General features: G+C 75.0%; 22 protein-coding genes. 17 read left to right on the plus strand and 5 right to left on the minus strand.

All coding sequences use genetic code 11. The features are described from left to right. The first annotated feature begins 32 nt into the window (after positions 1-32). The 7 genes from ACH01S_RS14915 to ACH01S_RS14945 all read left to right on the plus strand — a co-directional run bounded on the left by ACH01S_RS14915 (position 33) and on the right by ACH01S_RS14945 (position 6,688). Positions 33-1,097 (plus strand): S1C family serine protease, encoded by a 1,065-nt coding sequence (locus ACH01S_RS14915; RefSeq protein WP_067891102.1) that lies wholly within the window; start codon positions 33-35, stop codon positions 1,095-1,097. Between the two features lie 89 nt (positions 1,098-1,186). Continuing rightward, a complete protein-coding gene (locus ACH01S_RS14920; RefSeq protein WP_067891105.1) occupies positions 1,187-1,849 on the plus strand; it encodes a TetR/AcrR family transcriptional regulator in 663 nt (220 codons plus the stop codon). 2 nt (positions 1,850-1,851) lie between these two features. Further along, the gene (locus tag ACH01S_RS14925) at positions 1,852-2,760 is read left to right on the plus strand and encodes an ABC transporter ATP-binding protein (protein ID WP_067891109.1); all 909 of its coding nucleotides are present in this window, start codon (positions 1,852-1,854) and stop codon (positions 2,758-2,760) included. Further along, on the plus strand, positions 2,757-4,361 hold the full coding sequence (locus tag ACH01S_RS14930) for an ABC transporter permease (protein WP_067891112.1): 1,605 nt from the start codon (positions 2,757-2,759) through the stop codon (positions 4,359-4,361). The genes ACH01S_RS14925 and ACH01S_RS14930 overlap by 4 nt, the downstream gene beginning before the upstream one ends. Before the next feature lie 39 nt (positions 4,362-4,400). Continuing rightward, positions 4,401-5,003: an LOG family protein gene (locus ACH01S_RS14935; protein ID WP_067891116.1), complete on the plus strand. Its 603-nt coding sequence runs from the start codon at positions 4,401-4,403 to the stop codon at positions 5,001-5,003. A 30-nt stretch (positions 5,004-5,033) separates the two neighbouring features. Then, positions 5,034-5,873, plus strand: coding sequence for an inositol monophosphatase family protein (locus ACH01S_RS14940; protein ID WP_067891121.1), 840 nt, complete (start codon positions 5,034-5,036; stop codon positions 5,871-5,873). Continuing rightward, positions 5,870-6,688 carry an HAD hydrolase family protein gene (locus ACH01S_RS14945; protein ID WP_067891126.1) on the plus strand — a complete coding sequence of 273 codons (819 nt, stop codon included), beginning with the start codon at positions 5,870-5,872 and terminating at the stop codon, positions 6,686-6,688. The genes ACH01S_RS14940 and ACH01S_RS14945 overlap by 4 nt, the downstream gene beginning before the upstream one ends. 16 nt (positions 6,689-6,704) lie before the next feature. On the opposite strand, the gene ACH01S_RS14950 is transcribed toward ACH01S_RS14945, so the two are convergent. After that, on the minus strand, positions 6,705-7,427 hold the full coding sequence (locus ACH01S_RS14950) for a GntR family transcriptional regulator (RefSeq protein WP_083980696.1): 723 nt from the start codon (positions 7,425-7,427) through the stop codon (positions 6,705-6,707). Between the two features lie 111 nt (positions 7,428-7,538). Between ACH01S_RS14950 and ACH01S_RS14955 the strand changes: the two genes are divergently transcribed. The 6 genes from ACH01S_RS14955 to ACH01S_RS14980 all read left to right on the plus strand — a co-directional run bounded on the left by ACH01S_RS14955 (position 7,539) and on the right by ACH01S_RS14980 (position 14,556). Beyond that, positions 7,539-8,438: a TIM barrel protein gene (locus tag ACH01S_RS14955; RefSeq protein WP_067891132.1), complete on the plus strand. Its 900-nt coding sequence runs from the start codon at positions 7,539-7,541 to the stop codon at positions 8,436-8,438. Beyond that, a complete protein-coding gene (iolC, locus tag ACH01S_RS14960) occupies positions 8,435-9,400 on the plus strand; it encodes a 5-dehydro-2-deoxygluconokinase (protein WP_067891135.1) in 966 nt (321 codons plus the stop codon). The genes ACH01S_RS14955 and iolC overlap by 4 nt, the downstream gene beginning before the upstream one ends. Before the next feature lie 101 nt (positions 9,401-9,501). After that, positions 9,502-10,320 (plus strand): Cgl0159 family (beta/alpha)8-fold protein, encoded by an 819-nt coding sequence (locus ACH01S_RS14965; protein ID WP_067891372.1) that lies wholly within the window; start codon positions 9,502-9,504, stop codon positions 10,318-10,320. After that, positions 10,317-11,180 (plus strand): 5-deoxy-glucuronate isomerase, encoded by an 864-nt coding sequence (gene iolB / locus ACH01S_RS14970; protein ID WP_067891138.1) that lies wholly within the window; start codon positions 10,317-10,319, stop codon positions 11,178-11,180. The genes ACH01S_RS14965 and iolB overlap by 4 nt, the downstream gene beginning before the upstream one ends. Continuing rightward, positions 11,177-13,027, plus strand: coding sequence for a 3D-(3,5/4)-trihydroxycyclohexane-1,2-dione acylhydrolase (decyclizing) (gene iolD / locus ACH01S_RS14975; protein ID WP_067891141.1), 1,851 nt, complete (start codon positions 11,177-11,179; stop codon positions 13,025-13,027). The genes iolB and iolD overlap by 4 nt, the downstream gene beginning before the upstream one ends. Positions 13,028-13,212: 185 nt before the next feature. Further along, positions 13,213-14,556: an alkaline phosphatase PhoX gene (locus tag ACH01S_RS14980; protein WP_067891143.1), complete on the plus strand. Its 1,344-nt coding sequence runs from the start codon at positions 13,213-13,215 to the stop codon at positions 14,554-14,556. 86 nt (positions 14,557-14,642) lie between these two features. Here the strand turns inward: ACH01S_RS14980 and ACH01S_RS14985 are convergent, their stop codons facing one another. Then, positions 14,643-14,960 carry a hypothetical protein gene (locus ACH01S_RS14985; protein ID WP_067891146.1) on the minus strand — a complete coding sequence of 106 codons (318 nt, stop codon included), beginning with the start codon at positions 14,958-14,960 and terminating at the stop codon, positions 14,643-14,645. 72 nt (positions 14,961-15,032) lie between these two features. Between ACH01S_RS14985 and ACH01S_RS14990 the strand changes: the two genes are divergently transcribed. The 3 genes from ACH01S_RS14990 to ACH01S_RS15000 are packed head-to-tail and all read left to right on the plus strand — an operon-like array spanning position 15,033 to position 16,520. Further along, complete coding sequence (locus tag ACH01S_RS14990) at positions 15,033-15,476, plus strand: hypothetical protein (RefSeq protein WP_083980697.1); 444 nt, start codon at positions 15,033-15,035, stop codon at positions 15,474-15,476. Further along, the gene (locus tag ACH01S_RS14995; protein ID WP_067891151.1) at positions 15,473-15,931 is read left to right on the plus strand and encodes an SRPBCC family protein; all 459 of its coding nucleotides are present in this window, start codon (positions 15,473-15,475) and stop codon (positions 15,929-15,931) included. Before ACH01S_RS14990 ends, ACH01S_RS14995 begins: the two co-directional genes overlap by 4 nt. A 10-nt stretch (positions 15,932-15,941) precedes the next feature. Further along, on the plus strand, positions 15,942-16,520 hold the full coding sequence (locus tag ACH01S_RS15000; protein ID WP_067891154.1) for a DNA-3-methyladenine glycosylase I: 579 nt from the start codon (positions 15,942-15,944) through the stop codon (positions 16,518-16,520). A 17-nt stretch (positions 16,521-16,537) separates the two neighbouring features. Here the strand turns inward: ACH01S_RS15000 and ACH01S_RS15005 are convergent, their stop codons facing one another. The 3 genes from ACH01S_RS15005 to ACH01S_RS15015 all read right to left on the minus strand — a co-directional run bounded on the left by ACH01S_RS15005 (position 16,538) and on the right by ACH01S_RS15015 (position 20,769). Further along, positions 16,538-19,123: an FtsX-like permease family protein gene (locus ACH01S_RS15005; RefSeq protein ID WP_067891157.1), complete on the minus strand. Its 2,586-nt coding sequence runs from the start codon at positions 19,121-19,123 to the stop codon at positions 16,538-16,540. A 5-nt stretch (positions 19,124-19,128) separates the two neighbouring features. Next, positions 19,129-19,893 (minus strand): ABC transporter ATP-binding protein, encoded by a 765-nt coding sequence (locus ACH01S_RS15010; RefSeq protein WP_067891166.1) that lies wholly within the window; start codon positions 19,891-19,893, stop codon positions 19,129-19,131. Between the two features lie 90 nt (positions 19,894-19,983). Then, entirely contained in the window at positions 19,984-20,769 is a 786-nt protein-coding gene (locus ACH01S_RS15015) for an enoyl-CoA hydratase-related protein (RefSeq protein WP_067891169.1), read from the minus strand. Positions 20,770-21,074: 305 nt separating this feature from the next. Here ACH01S_RS15015 and ACH01S_RS42225 point away from each other — a divergent pair, with 305 nt between their 5' ends. Then, positions 21,075-21,242, plus strand: coding sequence for a DUF3117 domain-containing protein (locus tag ACH01S_RS42225; protein ID WP_083980698.1), 168 nt, complete (start codon positions 21,075-21,077; stop codon positions 21,240-21,242). Positions 21,243-21,305 lie beyond the last annotated feature (63 nt).

Below are 21,305 nucleotides of genomic sequence, written 5' to 3' on the forward strand. Positions count from 1 at the left end.
GGGGGGAAGGAACCCGTCCTGGAGGTGGGGGAGTGGACAGGAACACCAGGTTCAAGGCGGGGGCGGTGGCGGCGGCCGGGGTGCTGGCGCTCGCCGGGTGCAGCTCGGACGGCGGCGAGGCCGAGTCGACGGTCGCGCGGACGTCCGCGCCGGTCGGCGACTCGGCGTCGCAGTTGCAGGGGCAGTACGAGCGGGTCGTGGACGCCGTCCTGCCGTCCGTCGTGAAGATCGAGACGGACCAGGGGGAGGGCTCGGGCGTCGTCTTCGACGGGAACGGGAACATCGTCACGAACGCGCACGTGGTGGCCGGGGCGCGGCGGATCCAGGTGACGGCGGCGAGCGGCGGCGCCACCCTGACCGCGCAGCCGGTCGGCGCGTTCGCGGCCGACGACCTCGCCGTCGTCAAGGTCCAGGGCGGGACGCTCAAACCGGCGTCGTGGGGCGAGTCGGGGAAGGCGGAGGTCGGGCAGATCGTCCTCGCGATGGGCAACCCGCTGGGGCTCTCCGGGAGCGTGACGAACGGGATCGTGTCCGCCCTGCACCGGACGGTCTCGACCAAGGGCGAGGGCGCGTTCCAGGGCTCGACGATCGCGGACGCCATCCAGACCAGCGCGGCGATCAACCCGGGCAACAGCGGGGGCGCGCTCGTCGCGCTGAACGGGCAGGTGATCGGGGTGCCGACGGCCGCCGCCTCGGACCCGGCGATCGGCGGCGCGGCGGCCGGGATCGGCTTCGCGACGCCGAGCGACACGGTGAAGCGGATCGTCCCGCAGCTGATCCAGAGCGGGAAGGTGTCGAACTCGGGGCGGGCCGCGCTCGGCGTGACGGTGCGGACGATCGTCGACCCGGAGAGCGGGCGGCGGACGGCGGTCGCCGTCGTGCAGGTCGAGCGGAACAGCGGCGCGGCCGAGGCGGGGATCGCGGCGGGGGACCTGATCCTCTCGGTGAACGGGACGGCCACCCCCGACCAGACGGCGCTGTCGTCGGTGCTCGCGAACCTGAAGCCGGGCGACACGGTGAAGGTCGAGGTCCAGAAGCAGGACGGGACGAAGCGGCAGGTCCAGGTCAAGCTGGGCCAGCTCCCCGGCGGCTCCTGACCTCCCCCCGAACCGCTGGACGCCGGGGCCTGTACGGCAGTACAGTGTACGCGTGTACAGCCCACTGAACGCGTGTACAGGGACCCCGGATGCCGGGAGATGACCGGGCCGCGGACCTGACCGGCCGCGCCCGCATCCGCGACGCGGCGCTCGCCCAGTTCGCCGAGCTGGGCGAGCGGGGCGCGACGATCCGCGGGATCGCGAGGGCCGCCGGGGTGTCGCCCGCGCTCGTCCAGCACCACTTCGGGACGAAGGAGGCGCTGCGCCGGGCCTGCGACGAGTACGTCATCCAGGTCATCCGCGAGACGAAGGAGGAGGCGCTCGCGGGCGGGATGGGCGACTCCGGGTTCCTCGCCATCGCCATGCGGACCGCGCTGCCCGTCCAGCGGTACCTGGCCCGCGTCCTCGCCGACGACTCCCCGGCGGCGCGCACGCTGTTCGACGACGCCGTCGCCTACAGCGAGGACCTCCTCGCCCGCGGCGCGCCCGGGGTCGCCGCGCCGAACACCGACGACCCGCACGCCTACGCGACCGTGATGACCGCGATGAGCTTCGGCCTGATCGTCCTGCACGAGCACCTGTCGCGCGCCCTCGGCGGCGACGTCCTGATGGGCGACGGCTATCCGCGGATGGCGCTCGCGATGCTGGACGTCCTCGACGACCGGCTGCTCTCCCCGGAGCTGTCGGCGCAGGCCCGCGACGCCCTGAAAGCCCTCCGCGCCGCCGGAGGGCGGCCCCCCACCGAGGAGTGACGGTGACCGAGACGACGCCCCCCGTCCAGATATCCGGCCTGGTCAAGACCTTCGGCCGGACGCGCGCCCTCGACGGCCTCGACCTGACCGTCCGGTCGGGGGAGGTGCACGGCTTCCTCGGGCCGAACGGCGCCGGGAAGTCGACCACGATCAGGATCCTGCTCGGGCTGCTGCGCGCCGACGCGGGCACGGCCCGGCTGCTCGGCGGCGACCCGTGGCGGGACGCGACCGCGCTGCACCGGCGGCTCGCCTACGTCCCGGGCGACGTGACGCTGTGGCCGAACCTGTCCGGCGGCGAGGTCATCGACCTGCTCGGCCGGATGCGCGGCGGGACGAACCCGCGCCGCCGCGCCGAACTGCTCGACCGCTTCGAGCTCGACCCGCGCAAGAAGGGCCGCGCCTACTCCAAGGGCAACCGGCAGAAGGTCGGGCTGATCGCCGCGCTGGCGTCCGACGCCGAGCTGCTCCTGCTGGACGAGCCGACCTCCGGCCTCGACCCGCTGATGGAGGAGGTCTTCCAGGAGTGCGTCCGGGAGGAGCGGCGGGCGGGCCGGACGGTGCTGCTGTCGAGCCACATCCTGTCCGAGGTCGAGGCGCTGTGCGACCGGGTGACGATCATCCGCGGCGGCGCCGCGGTCGAGACCGGCACGCTGGCCGACCTGCGCCACCTCAGCCGCACGTCGATCCGCGCGGAGCTGGCCGGGCCGCCGGACGGGCTGCCGCTGCCCGGCGCGCACGACGTCCGGATCGACGGCACGACGATCACCTTCGAGGTGGACAACCCGCGGCTCGACGACGTCCTGCGGCAGCTCACCGAGGTCGGCGTGCGGAGCCTGACGAGCCGTCCGCCGACGCTGGAGGAGCTGTTCCTGCGGCACTACAAGGACGAGTTGCAGGAGACGGCCCGATGACCGGCGGTCTTGTCGGGACGGGCGGGCTGATCCGGCTGATCCTGCGGCGGGACCGGTTCCTGCTCCCGGGCTGGGTCGTCGTGATCGCGCTGATCCCGGTCAACTTCGTCGCGGCGACCGGCAGGCTCTACCCCGACGCCGCCGACCGGCTCCACTACGCGCGGACGACCGGCACGAACCCCACGTTCCTCGCCCTCTACGGGCGGCTCTTCAGCACCGATCTCGGCGGCATCGTCGCGCAGCGCTCCGGGTTCGTCCCGGTGGTGGTCGGGCTGATCAGCGCGCTGACGGTCGTCCGGCACACGCGCGCCGAGGAGGAGGCCGGACGCCGCGAGCTGCTCGGCGCCACCGTGACCGGGCGCGGCGCCGGGCTCGCCGCCGCGCTGATCGTGACGATGGCGGCCAACCTCGTCCTCGCCGCGCTGCTCACCGCCGGGACGACGGCCCAGGGCCTCCCGTTCGCCGGGTCGCTCGCGTTCGGCCTCCAGCTCGCGGCGGGCGGCTGCGTGTTCGCGGCGGTCGCGGGCGTCACCGCGCAGCTCGGCGAGAGCGCGGGCGCGGCGCGCGGCGCGGCGATCGCCGCGCTCGGCGGCGCGTTCGCGGTGCGGATGGCCGCCGACGTCGGCGGCGCGGGCAACTCCCTGTCGTGGCTCGGCTGGCTGTCCCCGTTCGGCTGGAGCAACCGGGCCCGCGCCTACGGCGGCGAGCGCTGGTGGACGTTCGCCCTGGTCGCGGCTCTGATCGCCGTCCTGGTCGCGGCGGCCGGGGTGCTGTCGGCGCGGCGCGACGTGGGCGCGGGCATCCTGCCGCCCCGGCTCGGCCCGGCCGCGGCCCCGGCCCGGCTGTCCGGGGCGTTCGGGCTCGGCTGGCGGCTGCAAAGTCGCGCGCTGTACGGGTGGCTCGCGGGGTTCCTCGCGCTCGGCGTCGTCTTCGGCGCCCTCGCCGGGGGCGTGGAGGACATGGTCAAGGACAACCCCGACCTCAAGGAGATATTCACCCGGCTCGGCGGCCGGTCGGCCATCACCGACGCCTACTTCGCCTCCGTGCTGAGCATCGTCGGGCTGATCGTCGCCGCGTACTCGGTGTCCGCCGCGCTGCGGCTGCGCGCAGAGGAGGCCGCGCAGCGGGCCGAGCCGCTGCTCGCCACCGCGACCGGACGGCTCAGATGGGCGTCCGGCCACCTGGTCTTCGCGGCGCTCGGGCCCGCCGCCGCGCTCGCCGTGGCGGGCGCCGCCGCCGGGATCACGCACGGCCTGAACAGCGGGGACGTCGGCGGGCAGCTCCCGCGCGTGCTCGGCGCGGCGATGGCGCAGCTGCCCGCCGTGTGGCTGGCCGGGGCGATCGCGGTCGCGCTGTTCGGGGCCGCGCCGCGGCTCGCGCCCGCCGCCTGGGCGGCGGTCGGGGTGTTCACGCTGATCACGATGTTCGGGGCGGGCCTCGACCTCAGCCGGTGGGCGCTGGACGTGTCGCCGTTCACGCACGTCCCGAAGCTCGGGCAGGGCTTCTCGATCGCGCCGCTCGGCTGGCTCACCGCGATCGCCGCCGCGCTGTCCGCGGTGGGGCTGGTCGGCCTGCGCCGCCGCGACATGGCCGGGCACTGACCCCGGAGGACGCGTTCACCGGGCCGTAGAATCGGCCCGGTGAGCGCTTCGAAACCCCTCGCCGTCTGCGTCTTCTGCTCCTCCAGCGGGACGATCGACCGCCGCCACGTCGACCTCGCCGCCGAGGCCGGGGCCGAGCTGGCCCGCCGCGGGCACAGCCTGGTCAGCGGCGGCGCCCAGGTGTCGTGCATGGGCGCCGTCGCCCGCGCCGCGCGGGCGGGCGGCGCCCGCACCGTCGGCGTGATCCCCGAGGGCCTCGTCGCCGTCGAGATCTCCGACGAGGACAACGACGAGCTGATCGTCACCCCCGACATGCGCGCCCGCAAGGGCGAGATGGACCGCCGCAGCGACGCGTTCCTCATCCTCCCCGGCGGCATCGGCACGCTGGAGGAGCTGTTCGAGGTGTGGACGGCCCGCGTCCTCGCCATGCACGAGAAGCCCATCGTGATCCTCGACCCGACCGGCGTGTACGACCCGCTCCGCGAGCTGATGCGCGGCCTCACCGAGCAGCACTTCGCCCGTCCGAAGATCTGGGACGCCATCGGCTGGACATCGTCCGTTCCGGAGGCGTTCGACCTGCTGGAGCGCTCCCAGCCCAGGATCGAGTTCTCGCCGGGCGACTACGCCGAAGCGGAACTCTGACCCGGCCCCCGCCGCGACCGAAGGAGACGAATGAACGCCGACGTGCCCGCCTCGCGGGAGCTCGCCGGGATCGCCGAGCTCGCCGCCCGCACCGCCGGGGGCCCGCTGCGGACCGCGTTCCGGTCCCGTCCGGAGGTCGACGTGAAGCGCGACTTCCACGACCCGGTCACCGAGCACGACCGGGCGGCGGAGGAGACCATCCGCGCGGTGCTCGCCGAGCACACGCCCGGCAGCGTCGTCGTCGGCGAGGAGGGCGGCGCGCGCGGCGGCGCGGGCTCCGACGTCCGCTGGTACGTCGACCCGATCGACGGCACCGCCAACTTCGCCGTCGGGCTGCCGTTCTTCTGCGTCTCGGTCGCCGCCGTCGCGGACGGCGAACTCGTCGCCGGAGTCGTCTACGACCCGGTGCGCGACGACATGTTCACCGCCTCCCTGGACGGCGCGACCTGCAACGGCGAGCCGATCCGGAGCCGGGGCGCGACCAGCGACGCGGCCGCCGTCGCCGCGTCGTCCTACCCCAGCGCGGCCGACCTGCGCGGCGCCGACCGCGACGAGACGCTCCGCCGCTTCGGCCGGATGGTGGACGCGTTCGCCACCCTCCGCAGGCCGGGCAGCGCCGCGCTCACCCTCGCCCACGTCGCCGCCGGGTGGACGGACGTGGCGTTCGACCCGTCCATCAACGCCTGGGACGTCGCCGCCGCGCTCCTGCTCGTCCGGCAGGCGGGCGGGACGTACCTGCCGCTCGGCGGGCGGGACGGCGACCCCGACTGGGAGGCCCCCGGCTACCTCGCCTGCGTCGCCGGGTTCGACCTCGCCGGGTCGGTGCTGACCGAGGTCGCCGGGCTGACCGCGATGGGCGCGGGCAGGTGACCCGCGCGGCCGACTGGATCGTCACCGACCTGGACGGCACGCTCGTCGAGCGCGACGGGACGATCGTGGAGCCGAGCCGCGCCGCGCTGCGCCGGTTCATGGACGCGGGCGGCACGGTCCTGATCGCGACCGGGCGCGGCGAGGAGTCCGCGCTGCCGTACTACCGGGCGCTCGACCCCGGCACCCCGGCGATCCTCTACAACGGCGCCCGCGTCGTGGACCTCGGCACCGGGGACGTCCTGCACCGGCGCACCCTGGGCGCGGCGGCGTGGACGAAGCTCGCGGACGGGTTCGGCGACCTGCCCGGCGGCGTCTGGCCGGTCGCGTTCGGCGGGGGCCGCGCGCACGCCCGTCCGGCGGACGTGGCCGCGTCGCCCGCGCTCCGCGACTACGCCCGCCGCGACGGCCTCGGCCTGCTGCCCGTCGCCTCCTGGGACGAGCTGCCGCCTGCCGACGTCATCAAGCTCATGCTGATCTGCGAGCGCCCCGAGCTGATGGGCGCGGCCGAGCGCGCCGTGACCGGGACGGTCTCCGGCGTCACGCTCGTCCGCTCCGAGACCAACTACCTGGAGGTCCTCCCGGAGGGCTCGTCCAAGGGCGCGGCGCTGCGGGAGCTCGCCGCCGCGCGCGGCGTGCCGCTGGGCCGGGTCGCGGCGATCGGGGACAACCCCAACGACCTCGACATGATCCGCGCGGCCGGGCTCGGCGCGGCGGTCGGCGACGCGGCGGAGGCCGTCCGGGCCGCCGCCGACGTCGTGGTCTCGACGTGCGCGGACGGCGGCGTCGCCGACCTCGTCGCCCGCGTCCTGCCCTGACCAGGGCGGCGGGGGGTCAGCGCTCGACGAGGGTGAGCGCGAACGAGTAGCGGCTCGCGCGGTAGACGTGCGTGCCGTACTCGATCGCGGCGCCCTTGTCGTCGTAGGCGGTGCGGGTCATGGTCAGCAGCGGGACGCCGCGCCGCTCGTCCAGCAGCCGCGCCTCGGCGGCCGTCGCGCCGCGCGCCCCGATCGTCTGGTTCGCGATGCGCAGGTTGACGCCCGTGCCGCGGAGCAGCTCGTAGAGGCCGTGCTCGGTCAGGTCGTCCCTGGTGAGCGCGATCAGGTCGCGGGGCAGGTAGTTGGTGAGCAGCGCGAGCGGCTCGTCGCCGGTGCGGCGCAGCCGCCGGATCCGGGTCACCTCGGTGCCCGCCGGGACGCCGAGCTCCTTCGCGACCCGCTCGTCCGCCGTCGCCGGGCCGAGTTCGAGGACGGACGTGCGCGGCTCCCGCCCGGCCGCGAGGAGGTCGTCGTGCAGGCTGGTCAGCTCGATCGGGCGGCGGATCTCCGACTGCACCACCTGGGTGCCGACGCCGCGCTTGCGGACGAGGAGCCCCCGGTCCACGAGATGCTGGATCGCCTGCCGTACCGTGGGGCGGGACAGCCCGCAGCGGTCCGCGAGCTCGACCTCGTTCTCCAGGCGGGTGCCGGGGGTCAGCTCGCCCGCCCGGATCGCCGCCTCCAACTGCTGGGCGAGCTGGTAGTACAGCGGCACGGGGCTGGTCCGGTCAACGGCCACCCGGGGTCGGTACACGCGGCGGCCTCCTCTCGTCCGGGGACGATCGTACCGCCGTCCGTGTGCTTAACTTATTACCTCCTAATGTCATGACAAAGGCTGGGGAGTGAGCAGATGATCAGAGATCGCGTCGCGGCCGCCCCGATCTCCTGGGGGGTGTGCGAGGTGCCCGGCTGGGGGCACCAGATGGCGCCGGGACGGGTGCTCGCGGAGATGCGCGACCTCGGCCTCGCCGCCACCGAGTTCGGCCCCGACGGCTTCCTCCCGGCGGGCGCCGCCGAGCGCGCCGCGCTGCTCGCCGCGCACGGGCTCCGCCCGGTCGGCGGGTTCGCGCCGGTCGTGCTGCACGACCCGGAGCGCGACCCGCTGCCGGAGGTGCGGCGGATCCTGTCCGGGTTCGGCGCGGAAGGCGGCAAAAGCGTGGAACGTTCCAATCCGGGGCTGACGCTCGTGCTCGCGGCGGTCCACGGCCTGGACGGCTACGACGAGCGCCCCGCGCTCGACGCCGCCGGGTGGACGGCCCTGCTCACCAACCTCGACCGGATCGCCGCGCTGGCCGCCGACCTGGGCGTCCGCGCCGTCCTGCACCCGCACGTCGGGACGATGGTGGAGCGCGCGGACGAGGTCGAGCGCGTCCTCGACGGCTCCGGCGTCCCGCTCTGCCTGGACACCGGGCACCTGCTGATCGGCGGCGTCGACCCGGTGGCGCTCGCCGCCCGCGCCACCGGCCGCGTCGCGCACGTCCACCTGAAGGACGTCGACGCCGCGCTCGCCGACGAGGTCCAGCGCGGCGAGGTGCGCTACACCGACGCCGTCCGGACCGGGATCTACCGGCCGCTCGGCGCGGGCGACATCGACATCGCGGCGATCGTCGGCTCCCTCGAAGGCGCCGGGTACGACGGCTGGTACGTCCTGGAGCAGGACACCGTCATCGACCACGAGCCCGCGCCGGGGGCGGGCCCGGCGGGCGACGTGCGCGCCTGCGTCGACTACCTCGCCGGGATGGCGGCATGAGCGGCGACGGCACCGTGTTCGACGTCATCACCATGGGACGGGTCGGCGTCGACCTGTACCCGCTCCAGTCCGGCGTGGGCCTGGACGAGGTCGAGTCGTTCGGCAAGTTCCTCGGCGGCAGCGCGACCAACGTCGCGGTGGCCGCCGCCCGGTACGGCCGCCGCTCCGCCGTCGTCACCCGGACCGGCGCGGACCCGTTCGGCCGGTTCGTCCGCCGCGCGCTCGGCGAGTTCGGGGTGGACGACCGGTTCGTCGCGGACGTCCCCGGCCTGCCGACGCCCGTCACGTTCTGCGAGCTGTTCCCGCCGGACGACTTCCCGCTGTACTTCTACCGCTTCCCGAAGGCCCCCGACCTGGAGATCCGGGCCGAGGAGCTGGACCGCGCGGCGATCGAGTCGGCCCGCGTGCTGTGGACGACGATGACCGGGCTGTGCGCCGAGCCGTCCAGGACGGCGACGCTCGCCGCCCTCGGCCTGCGCCGCGGCGCCGACATCACCGTTCTCGACCTCGACTACCGGCCCATGTTCTGGGAGTCGCCGGACGAGGCGCGGCGCTGGGCGGGCGAGGCGCTCGGGCACGCCACGGTCGCCGTCGGCAACCTCGCCGAGTGCGAGGTCGCGGTGGGGGAGCGGGACCCGGAGCGGGCGGCGCGGGCGCTGCTCGACCGGGGCGTGCGCCTGGCCGTCGTCAAGCGCGGGCCGGAGGGCGTGCTCGCGGTCGCGGCGGACGGCGCGACGGCCGAGTCGCCGCCGGTGCCGGTCGAGGTCGTGAACGGGCTCGGCGCGGGCGACGCGTTCGGCGGCGCGCTGTGCCACGGGCTGCTGTCCGGCTGGGACCTGCCGCGGATCATGGCGTTCGCGAACACGGCCGGGGCGATCGTCGCGTCCCGCCTCTCCTGCGCGGACGCCATGCCGGACGAGTCCGAGGTCACCGCGCTGATGGAGCGGGGGACCCCGGCGTGACCCTCGAAACGAACGCCGACACGAACGCGGACACGAACGCGGACACGAACGCGGACCGGGTCGCCCGGCTCGCCGAGACACGCGCGCTCCGTCCCGGCGCCATCGCCGAGGCGGCGGAGCGGCGCACGAAGCGCACCGAACCGCTCGGCGCGTCCGGGCGGCTCATGCTCGTCGCCGCCGACCACCCGGCCCGCGGCGCGCTCGCCGCCGGGCCCGACCCGCTCGCCATGGCCGACCGCGGCGAGCTGCTCGACCGGCTGTGCGTGGCGCTGGAGCGTCCTGGCGTGGACGGTGTGCTCGGCACGCCGGACGTGATCGAGGACTTGCTGCTGCTGGGCGTGCTGGACGGCAAGGTCGTGATCGGTTCGATGAACCGGGGCGGTCTGGCGGGGACGTCGTTCGAGATCGACGACCGCTTCACCGCCTACGACGCCGACGCCATCGCCGCGTCCCGGCTGGACGGCGGCAAGATGCTTCTCCGCATCGACGACTCCGACCCGGCGACCGCCCGGACGCTGGAGGGCTGCGCGCGGGCCGTGACGGCGCTCGCGGGGTATGGGCTCATGGCCATGGTCGAACCGTTCATCTCGCGCCGCGTGGACGGGCGCGTCCGCAACGACCTGTCGCCGGAGGCGATGATCCGGGCCGTGTCGGTCGCGTCCGGGCTCGGCGCGACGTCGGCGCGGACGTGGCTGAAGGTGCCGGTCGTCGAGGACATGGAGCGCGTGATGGCCGCGTCGACGCTGCCCGCGCTGCTGCTCGGCGGCGAGGTGTCCGCCGACCCGCGCAGGACGCTGGACGGCTGGCGCCGCGCGCTGCGGCTGCCGACCGTCCGCGGCCTGGTCGTCGGCCGCTCCCTTCTCTACCCCGCGGACGGCGACGTCGCCGGAGCCGTGGACGCCGCAGTGGAGGTGCTGTGAAGCATTACCTGCCCGCCGGGACGGCGGGCGACGACACCTACGACCTGGTCGTGACGCCGGAGTCGGCCGGATGGGGCTACTCGGCGCTGCGCGTCCTGAACCTGCCGGACGGCGGCGGGGTCCACGAGTTCGACACGGGCGAGTTCGAGACGATCGTCCTGCCGCTGGCCGGGTCGGGGACGGTCGAGTGTGACGGCGAGCGGTTCGCGCTGGCCGGGCGCGAGAGCGTGTTCAGCAGGGTCAGCGACTTCGCCTACGTGCCGCGCGACGCCCGCGTCCGGCTGGGCGGCCGGGGACGGTTCGCGCTCGCCGGGGCCCGCTGCGAGACGCGCCTCCAACCGCGCTACGTCCCGGCCGAGGACGTCCCGGTGGAGCTGCGCGGCGCGGGCGCGGCGAGCCGCCAGGTGAACAACTTCGGCACCCCGGACGGCTTCCCGTTCGCGGAGAAGCTGATCGCGTGCGAGGTCCTGACGCCGGGCGGGTGCTGGTCGTCGTTCCCGCCGCACAAGCACGACGAGGACCGTCCGGGCGAGTCGGTGCTCGAAGAGATCTACTACTTCGAGGTCGCGGGCGACTCGGGGATGGCGTACCAGCGCGTCTACGGGACGCCCGAGCGCCCGATCGACGTGCTCGCCGAGGTCCGCAGCGGGGACGCGGTGCTGATCCCGCACGGCTGGCACGGCCCGTCGATGGCCGCGCCCGGGCACGACCTGTACTACCTGAACGTGATGGCCGGGCCGGGGACCGAGCGGGCGTGGCGGATCTGCGACGATCCCGCGCACGCCTGGATCCGCGGCACCTGGGACGGGCAGCCGGTCGACCCCCGGCTGCCCCTGACGTCGGCGGAGGGACGATCATGAGGTTGACGGTCGGGCAGGCCGTGGTGCGCTTCCTGGCGGCGCAGCACTCCGAGCGGGACGGGGAGCGCCGCCGCTTCTTCGCGGGCTGCTTCGGGATCTTCGGGCACGGCAACGTCGCGGGGCTCGGGCAGGCGCTGCTGGAGCGCTCGGCCGACCTCCCGTACCTGATGGCGCGGAACGAGCAGGCGATGGTGCACGCCGCCGCCGGGTACGCGCGGATGCACGACCGGCTGGAGACGTTCGCCTGCACGACGTCCATCGGCCCCGGCGCGACGAACATGGTCACCGGCGCCGCGCTGGCGACGATCAACCGGCTGCCCGTCCTGCTGCTGCCGGGCGACATCTTCGCGACGCGGCGCGCCAACCCCGTGCTCCAGGAGCTGGAGGACGCCCGCTCCTACGACGTCTCGGTCAACGACTCGTTCAAGCCGGTGTCGAAGTACTGGGACCGCGTGAACCGTCCGGAGCAGCTGCCCGGCGCGCTCATGGCGGCCATGCGCGTGCTGACCGACCCGGCCGAGACCGGCGCGGTGACCCTGGCGCTGCCGCAGGACGTCCAGGCCGAGGCGTACGACTGGCCGGACGAGCTGTTCGAGCCCCGCGTGTGGCGGTTCGCGCGCCCGGTCCCGGAACCGGCCGCGCTGGACGAGGCGGCGGCCGTCCTGCGGACGGCGCGGCGTCCGCTGATCGTGGCGGGCGGCGGCGTGATCTACTCGCGGGCGACCGCCGAGCTGCGCGCGTTCGCCGAGCGCACCGGCATCCCGGTCGCGGAGACGCAGGCGGGCAAGGGCGCGCTGCCCTGGGACCACGACCGCGCGGTCGGCGCGGTCGGCGCGACGGGCTCCACGGCCGCGAACGCGCTCGCCCGCGACGCGGACGTCGTGGTCGGCATAGGCACCCGTTACAGCGACTTCACGACCGCGTCCCACAGCCTGTTCGCCGACCCGGGCGTGAGGTTCGTGAACGTGAACGTCGCCCGGCCGGACGCGGTGAAGCTCGGCGGCGTGTCCGTCGTCGCGGACGCCCGCGAGGGCATCCGGGCGCTGAACGCGGCCCTGAGCGGCTACGAGGTCCCGGTCGAGCACCGGGACAGGGCCCGCGTCCTCGCGGCCGACTGGAACGCCGTCGTGGACGACGCGTACGCCCGCGGCCACGGCGTCCCGCCCGCGCAGGCGGAGATCATCGGGATCGTCAACGCGGAGTCCGGGCCCCGGGACGTGGTCGTGTGCGCGGCCGGGTCCATGCCCGGCGACCTGCACAAACTGTGGCGCGCCCGCGACCCGAAGGGCTACCACGTCGAGTACGGCTTCTCCTGCATGGGCTACGAGATCGCGGGCGGGCTCGGGGTGAAGATGGCCGCGCCGGACCGCGAGGTGTTCGTCCTGGTCGGCGACGGCTCGTACCTGATGATGGCGCAGGAGCTCGCCACGGCCGTCGCCGAGGGCGTGAAGCTCGTCGTCGTCCTGGTGCAGAACCACGGCTACGCCTCGATCGGGAACCTGTCGGAGTCGGTCGGCGCGCGGCGGTTCGGCACCCGCTACCGGGCCCGCACCGCCACCGGGCTGGACGGCGACGTCCTCCCGGTCGACCTCGCCGCCAACGCCGCCAGCCTGGGCGCGGACGTCCTGCGCGCGGACGACGCCGACAGCTTCCGGGAGGCGCTGCGGACGGCGATCGCCTCGCCCCGGACGACGGTCGTGCACGTGGAGACCGACCCGCTCGTCCCCGCGCCGGACAGCGAGGCGTGGTGGGACGTCCCCGTCGCCGAGGTCGCCGAGCTGGACGACACCCGAGCCGCCCGCGCCCGCTACGACGACGAGCGCAAGGCCCAGCGCCGGTACCTGTGAGCGGACCGCCGGGTGGACCGCCGGGTGGACCGTGCGGACCGTCCGAAAAGAGCGGGCTCGCGGTTCCATTTGTCCGTTGAGTCAAGATTGTCCTGGGGGTTTGCCGCCCCGCCGGTGCTCGTTCACCGCCGGTTCAGGGGCGGCGACCAGGCTCCCGCGTGATGTCCTCACGTGAAGGAGTGCCCATGTCCGTGACCCGTCGCGGAGTCGTCAAGGGCGGCGCGGCCGGCGCGCTGTCCATCGCGCTCGCCGGAAGCCTGGACGGAATCTTCCAGACCTCCGCGGGCGCCGACACCGGAGAGGCGTACGGCTACGGCCCGCTGATCCCCGACCCGAAGGGCGTCCTGGACCTGCCCAAGGGCTTCTCGTACAAGACGCTGTCGGTGGAGGGCGACCCGATCTCCAACGGCGTGGTCGTCCCCGGGCACCACGACGGGACGGCGACCTTCCCCGTCCAGGGCGGTCACGGCCAGGGGCACGGCGGCAAGCACGGGAGCACGCTGCTCGTCCGCAACCACGAGCAGAGCAACAACGGCACCCGCGCCGTCGCGCCCGCCGCGCTGACCTACGACCCGGCCGCCAACGGCGGCACCACCACGCTGGAGGTCGACCGCGACGGGAACCTCGTCTCGCAGTACGTCAGCCTCGCCGGGACGGCCACCAACTGCGCCGGCGGCCGCACCCCCTGGGGGACGTGGCTGACCTGCGAGGAGACCGAGGGCTTCACGGGCCAGACCAAGTCCCACGGCTGGGTCTTCGAGGTCGACCCGTACGGGAAGAAGACGAAGCCGGTGCCGCTGACCGCGCTCGGCCGCTTCGCGCACGAGGCCGTCGCCGTCGACCCGCACACGCTCACCGCCTACCTCACCGAGGACGCGTCCAAGCCGTTCGGGCTGCTCTACCGGTTCCTCCCGCGCGCCCACCACGGCGGCTACCACGCCTACCAGGCGGGCGGGAAGCTGGAGGCGCTGAACGTCCCCGGCGTGCCCGACCTGTCGCTCGTCACCGAGCCCGGCACGCGGCTGCGCGCCCAGTGGCTGCCCGTCCCGGACCCGTCCGCCGCCGCGACCTCCACCCGCAAGCAGTTCGACACGGTCACGCGCAGCCAGAAGCTCGAAGGCGCCTGGTGGGGCCACGGCAAGGCGTACTTCGTGTGCAGCTACTCGAAGAAGTCCGACGGCGCGGCGGGCGACCACGCGGGCCAGGTCTGGACGTACGACCCGCGCGGGAACGAGATCGAGCTCCAGCTCATCTTCAAGCCGGGCGGCCGCTTCGACGGCCCGGACAACATCACCGTCTCCCCGTACGGCGGCGGCGTGATCCTCGCCGAGGACGGCGACGGCGAGCAGTACCTCATCGGCACCACGCGGAAGAACAAGCCGTTCGCGATGGCCCGCAACGCCCTCAACGACAGCGAGTTCACCGGTGTCACGTTCTCGCCGGACGGCCGCATCCTGTTCGCCAACCGGCAGTCCGACCCGGGCGCCACGTTCGCGATCACCGGCCCCTGGCACCGCCTCCGCGGCTGACCTTGTGGGGGGCGACCCCCACACCCCCGAGAAGCCGGCTGGACTCCCTCCACTCCGCTGGCGCTCCGTTCCGGGAGCCCAGCCGGTTAGGCGAGCCCCCGGCGGGCGACCGCCGGGGGCCTGACGCCCTGGATGGACGCCACCATGTCCAGCACCTGGCGCACGCCGTCCGCCTGCGCGGCGGGCACGCGGAACAGCGCCGCGCCCAGCCACGCGTAGACGGACGCGGCGGCGAGCAGCCTCGGATCGGGCTCCCGCGCGTCCGTCCCCAGCGTGACGAGGACCTCCGCGCCGGCGGCGGCGAGCCGCTCCACCTCGGCCGCCGGGGGCGCCGTTCCCGCGTCCACGGCGCCGTCCGGGACGGGCGCGTCCCATGCCACGACCTTCCGCTCTCGCAACCCCATGCCGCCAAGCGTGGCACGATCTGGGTCCGGGAATCGTCCTCGGGTAGGGGACACGGGGAGAAGGAGCTGATCGTGGTCGTGGTTCTCGTCCTGGCCGGCCTGGCCGTGCTGGGCGCCGTCGTCGCCCTCGCGATGGGCCGGGGCGGCGAGCTGGCCGGGACCCATCCCGACCATCCGCCGCTGCCGCTCGGCGCGGACGGCCGTCCTGTCACCGCGCCGGACGTCGTCCGCATCCGCCTGCCCCGTACCCTCTGGGGCTACCAGCCGCAGGTGACGGACGAGGCGCTGCGGCGGCTCGCGTCCGCGCTGTCCGAGCGCGACGCCCGGGTGGCCTCGCTCGAACGCCGCCTGCACGACATGCGCCACCGCCCGGGGGACGCCTCCGCCGAGCCGATCGGCGCGCTGCACGGGCTTGAGGATCCCGTCCCGAACGGCGCGCCGCCCGCGCCCCAGGAGGAGACGCGGGAGGACGCGCCCAGCGAGCAGGTCGGCGGGCCGGGGGAGGAGCGGCCGTGAGCGCGGTCGCCGTCCACGCGGAGGCGGTCTCGGCGGCTCCGGCCGACCGCCTCTTCGCCGTCCTCACCGACTGGCCCCGGCACGCCGACTGGATGCCGTTCACCCGCGCCGAAGGCGGCGACAAGGTGGGGGACGGGCTGCGCGCGTTCACGGGTATCGGCCCGGTCGGCTTCCTCGACACGATGGTGATCACCGACTGGCGGCCCGGCCGCCGGGTCGCGGTGAAGCACACCGGGCGGGTGGTGCGCGGCGAGGCGTGGTTCAAGGTCGTCCCCGAGGGGGCGGGGAGCCGCGTCGTGTGGGCCGAGCGCGTCGACCTTCCGCTCGGGCCGCTCGGCCGCGCCGGATGGCTGGCGGCCGGTCCCGTCGTGAGGGCGTTCATGCGGCTCGGGCTGCGCCGCCTCGCCGCCCTGGCGGAGACGCTCGACGACCGTTCTGTCGGAGGCGTGGGGTAGAACGGGACGGATGAGCACCGCGATCCCGGGCGACGACGGGCTGGCCCGCTGCCCGTGGGGCCTGTCAGCCCCCGACTACGTCGCCTACCACGATGACGAGTGGGGCCGTCCCGTCCGCGACGACGTGGGCCTCTACGAGAAGCTGTGCCTGGAGGCGTTCCAGTCGGGGCTTTCGTGGCTGACGATCCTGCGCAAGCGGGAGGCGTTCCGCGCCGCCTTCTGCGGGTTCGACCCCGAGAAGGTCGCCTCGTTCGGGCCGGACGACGTCGAGCGGCTGATGGCCGACGCGGGCATCGTCCGCAACCGCGCCAAGATCGACGCGACGATCGCCAACGCCCGCGCCGCCCTCGACCTGCCCGGCGGCCTCGCCGAGACCGCCTGGCGGTACGCCGACCCCGCCTCGCCCGCCTACACCGACATGGCCGACGTGCCCGCCTACACCGACGCGTCCAAGGCCCTCGCCAAGGAGCTGAAGAAGCACGGCTTCCGCTTCGTCGGCCCCACCACCGCCTACGCCCTCATGCAGGCGTGCGGCCTCGTCGACGACCACCTGACCGGCTGCCACCGCCACGGCGCCTACCGTCCCTGACCCCGCGCCCGGCCGGGTCACTCCGCCTTGGCGGCTTCGAGGACCGGGATCCCGGCGGCGCGGCGCGCGGGCAGCGCGGACGTCGCCAGCGTGACCGCCGCCGCGCCCGCCGTGACCAGCGCGACCAGCCACCACGGCGGGGCGGCCGAGAAGAACGAGCTGCCCGTCGCGAGGTGCATCACGAGGACGGTCCCGAGCGCCGAGCCGAACCCGAGCAGGACGCCCAGCAGCACGACCGTCGCCGCCTCCCACCGGACGATCGACCGGATCTGCGTCACCGTCGCGCCGACCGCGCCGAGCAGGCCGAACTCGCGGGTCCGCTCGCCGACGCTCATCGACACGGTCGTCGCCATCCCGAACAGGGCGAGGACGAGCGCCATCCCGATGAAGCCGTAGACGACCCGGAGGCCCTTCGTCATCCCGCTCGCGGCCGTCTTCACGTAGCCGGACCGGTCGAGCACCTCCACGCCGGGGACGCCCGCGACCGCGCGAGTCAGGCCGGCCTTCGTCCCGCCGCGCACGAGGACCGCCTGCGTGGCCGCGCCGGGGTCGAGGCCGTCCATGGTGGCCGACGACACCAGCGCCTGGTCGGCGAACAGGTGCGACGGGTCGTGGTAGGCGCCCGCCACGGTCAGCGCGACCCGGCCCCGCGCGGCGCGCACGACGATCCGCTGCCCCTTCCTGATCTTCTGCGCCTTCAGCACCGTGGAGGACAGGCCGATCTCGCCGGGCCGCAGCGGGCGCAGGTTCCCGCCGAGGTCGAGCACCGACGGCAGCGCCGCCGGGTCGGCCCCGGTCACCATCAGGTAGTACGGCTCCGGCTCCTCGTCCGGCAGCGGCTTCGGCGGCGGGTCGACGAGCCTCGCCTCCGTGGTCGTGAGCGCCATCGCGTGCGACACGCCCGGCGCGGCGGCGGCCCTGTCGGCCGTGTCGCGGGGCAGCGGCGCCGGTCCGGACGACGTCATCCCGGTCGCGGCGATCGCGTGGTCGGCCCGCATCACCCGCGTCCCGGCCTCCTCGAACCGGTCGTTCACCGACAGGACCATGAGCGCGGTCGTGGAGACCAGCGCGACGCCGAGCATCAGGGACGACGCCGCCGACGACACCCGGCGCGGGCTGCGGGTGATCGTGGCGCGGGCGAGCCGCCCGGCCTCGCCGCTGACCGCCGTGCCGATCCGGCCGACCAGGCCGCCGAGCGGGCCGACGAAGAACGGGGCGAGGACGGCGAGCGCCGCCACCACCGTCATGCACCCCATCAGCACCAGCATCGACGTGCCGACGGTGCGCTCGGGTCCCGGCGGCTCCTCGGACCGGATCGCGAAGATCGCCCCGAAGAACGTCCAGGAGCAGGCGAACACGGCGAGGGCGCCGAGCAGCCGGGGCCAGCGGCGCCCGGCCGTGTCGGCGGCGGCGGCGCGCAGCGCCCGCATCGGCGAGATCCGCGCGGCGCGGCGGGCCGCCCGCCACGCGGCGAGCTGGGTGACGAGCACCCCCGCCGCGGCGGGCGCGGCGAGCGCGATCCAGCCGAACTGGACGTCGGCCGCGCTGATGTCGAAGCCGTCCTGCGCGAACAGCCTCGTGAGCAGCCCCGCCACCGGGTACCCGGCGAGCACCCCGCCCGCGGACGCGACCAGGCCGAGCGCGAGCGCCTCCAGCCGGATCAGCCGCTTGATCTGCCGCGGCGTCGCGCCGATGGCGCTGAGCAGGGCGAGCCGCCGGGTCCGCTGCCGGACGAGCGTCCCGAACGTGTTCGCCACGACGAACAGCCCGACGAACACCGCGACGGACGAGAGCATCCCGATCACGCCGCCGAGCGACACCCCCGCCGACGCCAGCTCGGCGGACTGGGAGCGCCGCACGTCGGCCGCCGTCCGCACGGTGACGTCCTTGCCGCGCAGGTCGCGGGCCAGGTCGGCGCGCAGCGTCGCGGGCGCGACGCCGGGCGCGGCCTTCACCCACACGCCCTGCCAGACCCCGGCGGGCAGCCCGGCGGCCTGCCGGACGGTCTCCGGCGGCGCGAGCAGCAGGTCCCCGCTCGCGACCGCGCCGCGGCCCTGCACGGTGGCGACGCCGACGACCTTCCACGTCCGGCCCTGCTTCGGCAGCGTCACCTGGACCGGGTCGCCCACGTCGAGCTTCCCGGCGCGGGCGACGTGCCGGGTGACCACGACCTCGCCGTCGGCGGCGGGCGCGCGCCCCGACTCCAGGCGGTACGGGCTGAGGCGGGCGTCGGACGTCCAGGGGCGCAGGGTCGTCCCGGCCCCGGCCGGCGGCGTGATCGCCTTCCCGCCCTTCCCGGACGCGGTGACCGGGACCAGCGCGTCCCCGGCCGCCGCCGCGACGCCCGGGCGCCCCGCCACGTCGGCCAGCGCGACCCGGCCGTCCGGCGTCGCGTACGGGTCGCCCGGGTCGGACGTCCCGCCGAGGACGAGCACGTCCGAGCGGGAGTACTCGCTGGCGTCGCTGCCCGACACCGCCTCCTGCGCCCGCAGCGTGAACTGCAGCGAGCCCGCCATCAGGCCGATCGAGAACAGCGCCGCCAGCAGCGTGGCGAGCAGCCGGACCCAGCCCTCGGCGAACGAGCGGCGCGCGATGAGCCACATGCCGCTCAGCCCTCCATCCGCCGCATGGCGGCGTGGACCTGGTCGATCGTCGGCGCGAGCAGCTCCCGGACGATCATCCCGTCGGCGAGGAACAGCACCCGGTCGGCGTGCGCGGCGGCGACCGGGTCGTGCGTCACCATGATCACCGTCTGCCGGTAGGCGTCCACGGCGCCGCGCAGGAACCCGAGCACCTCGGCGCCCGAGCGGGAGTCGAGGTTGCCGGTCGGCTCGTCGGCGAACAGCACCTCGGGGCGCGTCAGCAGGGCCCGCGCGACCGCGACCCGCTGCTGCTGCCCGCCGGACAGCTCGCTCGGCCGGTGGTCCAGCCGCTCGCGCAGACCGAGCGCGTCGATGATCTCGTTGAACCACTGGCGGTCGGCGCGGCGGTTGCCGAGGCGTCCGGTCAGCCGGATGTTCTCCTCCGCCGTCAGCATCGGCAGCAGGTTGAACGACTGGAACACGAACCCGAGCCGGTCGCGGCGCAGCTTCGTCAGCCGCGTCCTGGACAGCTTGGTGATGTCGACGTCGCCGATGAGCACCGAGCCGGAGGACACGGTGTCCAGCCCGGCCATGCAGTGCAGGAACGTCGACTTGCCGGAGCCGGACGGCCCCATGATCGCGGTGAACCGGCCCCGCGGGAACGCCGCCGAGACGCCGCGCAGCGCGGTCACCGCGCCGTCGCCCGTCCCGTACGACTTGACCACGTCGCGAGCGGTCGCCACGAGGTCGTGGACGTGCCCGGCAGGGGGTGCGGCGGTCGTCTGTGTCATGCCGTCCAGCCAACCGCCCGGCACCCCCGCTCCACACTGGCGCACGCTCCCCACCCGCTGGTGGGGAAGGCCCCACCCGGCGGCGTGGGGCTAGCGGCCCTCGAAGACCGGCTTCTCCTTGTTCAGGAACGCGTCGGTCGCGTTGTGGTGGTCGCTCGTCTTCTCGCACTCGTCCTGGAGCTCGGCCTCCCGCTCCAGCGCGGCCGCGAGGTCGTGCGTCGCCGCGAAGTCGAGCGCCGCCTTGACCGCGCCGTAGGCGGCCGTCGGCCCGGCCGCGAGCCGCCGCGCCAGCTCCACGGACGCGGGGGCCAGCTCGTCCGCCGGGACGACCCGGTTCACGAGCCCGAGCTCCAGCGCCTCCGGCGCCGTCAGCGGCTCGCCCAGCAGGAGCAGCTCGGCGGCCTTCGCGCGGCCGACGAGGCGCTGCAGCGTCCACGACATGCCCGAGTCCGGGGCGAGGCCGATCCCGGTGAACGCGGTCGCGAACCGCGCCCGGTCGGACGCGACGACCAGGTCGCACGCCCACGCCAGCGACGCGCCCGCGCCCGCCGCCACCCCGTTCACGGCCGCCACCACCGGCTTGCGCATCCCGGCGAGCGCCAGCACGATCGGGTTGTAGTGCCTGCGGACGGTGTCGTCCAGGCCCTTCCCGGCGGCGAGGTTCGCGGCGTGCTCGCGCAGGTCCTGCCCGGCGCAGAAGGCGCGGCCCGCGCCGGTGAGGACCACCGCGCGGGCGGCCGGGTCGGCGGCGGCGCGCACCACGGTCGCGCGCAGCAGCTCCTTCATCTCGGCCGTCAGCGAGTTCATCCCGTCGGGACGGTTCAGGGTGATCGTCCCCACGCCGTCGGTCACGTCGTACAGCACGGTCTCAGCCATCGGCGGCCACCTTCACGCGTCGTCCCGGGTCCTCCGGAGATCTTCCCAGGCGGCCGCCGCCGAACCCGGAGGCGGGGGGCCCGGGAGGGGCCCGCGCGGCGTCCGCAACGCCCTGCCGGAGGGCGCCGAAACGCGTGTCCGCGACCCCCGTGAACACCCCGGACTTCTGATCTGGAGGCTGATCGTTACCACTTCGCGCCCGGAAGACGAGATAATGGACCACTACTGATGACGCGGATGCGACACGCGGCCACGCGGCCAACGGTGTGCGAGGCCGCGGCCCTACCCAGGAAGGGGATGTACGCATGGCGGCGATGAAGCCGCGGACGGGAGACGGTCCGCTTGAGGTGACCAAGGAGGGACGCGGAATCGTCATGCGGGTCCCCCTCGAAGGCGGCGGCCGCCTCGTGGTCGAGCTCTCCGCCGACGAGGCGAAGGAACTGGGCGAGGCCCTCAAGGACGTCGTGGGCTGAGACGTCGCGGGCTGAGGCCCTCCGCCGTTCCCGGTCTGGTCGGCGACGGTCCCGGCGGCTCCG

The organism is Actinomadura chibensis NBRC 106107, from assembly GCF_001552135.1.
GTDB lineage: Bacteria > Actinomycetota > Actinomycetes > Streptosporangiales > Streptosporangiaceae > Spirillospora > Spirillospora chibensis.

What these genes read in the sequence shown, in the direction of transcription:
- iolD (WP_067891141.1), top strand. Translation starts at nt 11,177, where the DNA reads ATGAGGTTGACGGTCGGGCAGGCCGTGGTGCGCTTCCTGGCGGCGCAG.
- ACH01S_RS15015 (WP_067891169.1), bottom strand. Translation starts at nt 20,769, where the DNA reads ATGGCTGAGACCGTGCTGTACGACGTGACCGACGGCGTGGGGACGATC.
- ACH01S_RS15000 (WP_067891154.1), top strand. Translation starts at nt 15,942, where the DNA reads ATGAGCACCGCGATCCCGGGCGACGACGGGCTGGCCCGCTGCCCGTGG.
- iolC (WP_067891135.1), top strand. Translation starts at nt 8,435, where the DNA reads ATGAGCGGCGACGGCACCGTGTTCGACGTCATCACCATGGGACGGGTC.
- ACH01S_RS14930 (WP_067891112.1), top strand. Translation starts at nt 2,757, where the DNA reads ATGACCGGCGGTCTTGTCGGGACGGGCGGGCTGATCCGGCTGATCCTG.
- ACH01S_RS14980 (WP_067891143.1), top strand. Translation starts at nt 13,213, where the DNA reads ATGTCCGTGACCCGTCGCGGAGTCGTCAAGGGCGGCGCGGCCGGCGCG.
- ACH01S_RS14920 (WP_067891105.1), top strand. Translation starts at nt 1,187, where the DNA reads ATGCCGGGAGATGACCGGGCCGCGGACCTGACCGGCCGCGCCCGCATC.
- ACH01S_RS15010 (WP_067891166.1), bottom strand. Translation starts at nt 19,893, where the DNA reads ATGACACAGACGACCGCCGCACCCCCTGCCGGGCACGTCCACGACCTC.
- ACH01S_RS14955 (WP_067891132.1), top strand. Translation starts at nt 7,539, where the DNA reads ATGATCAGAGATCGCGTCGCGGCCGCCCCGATCTCCTGGGGGGTGTGC.
- ACH01S_RS14985 (WP_067891146.1), bottom strand. Translation starts at nt 14,960, where the DNA reads ATGGGGTTGCGAGAGCGGAAGGTCGTGGCATGGGACGCGCCCGTCCCG.
- ACH01S_RS15005 (WP_067891157.1), bottom strand. Translation starts at nt 19,123, where the DNA reads ATGTGGCTCATCGCGCGCCGCTCGTTCGCCGAGGGCTGGGTCCGGCTG.
- ACH01S_RS42225 (WP_083980698.1), top strand. Translation starts at nt 21,075, where the DNA reads ATGGCGGCGATGAAGCCGCGGACGGGAGACGGTCCGCTTGAGGTGACC.
- ACH01S_RS14940 (WP_067891121.1), top strand. Translation starts at nt 5,034, where the DNA reads ATGAACGCCGACGTGCCCGCCTCGCGGGAGCTCGCCGGGATCGCCGAG.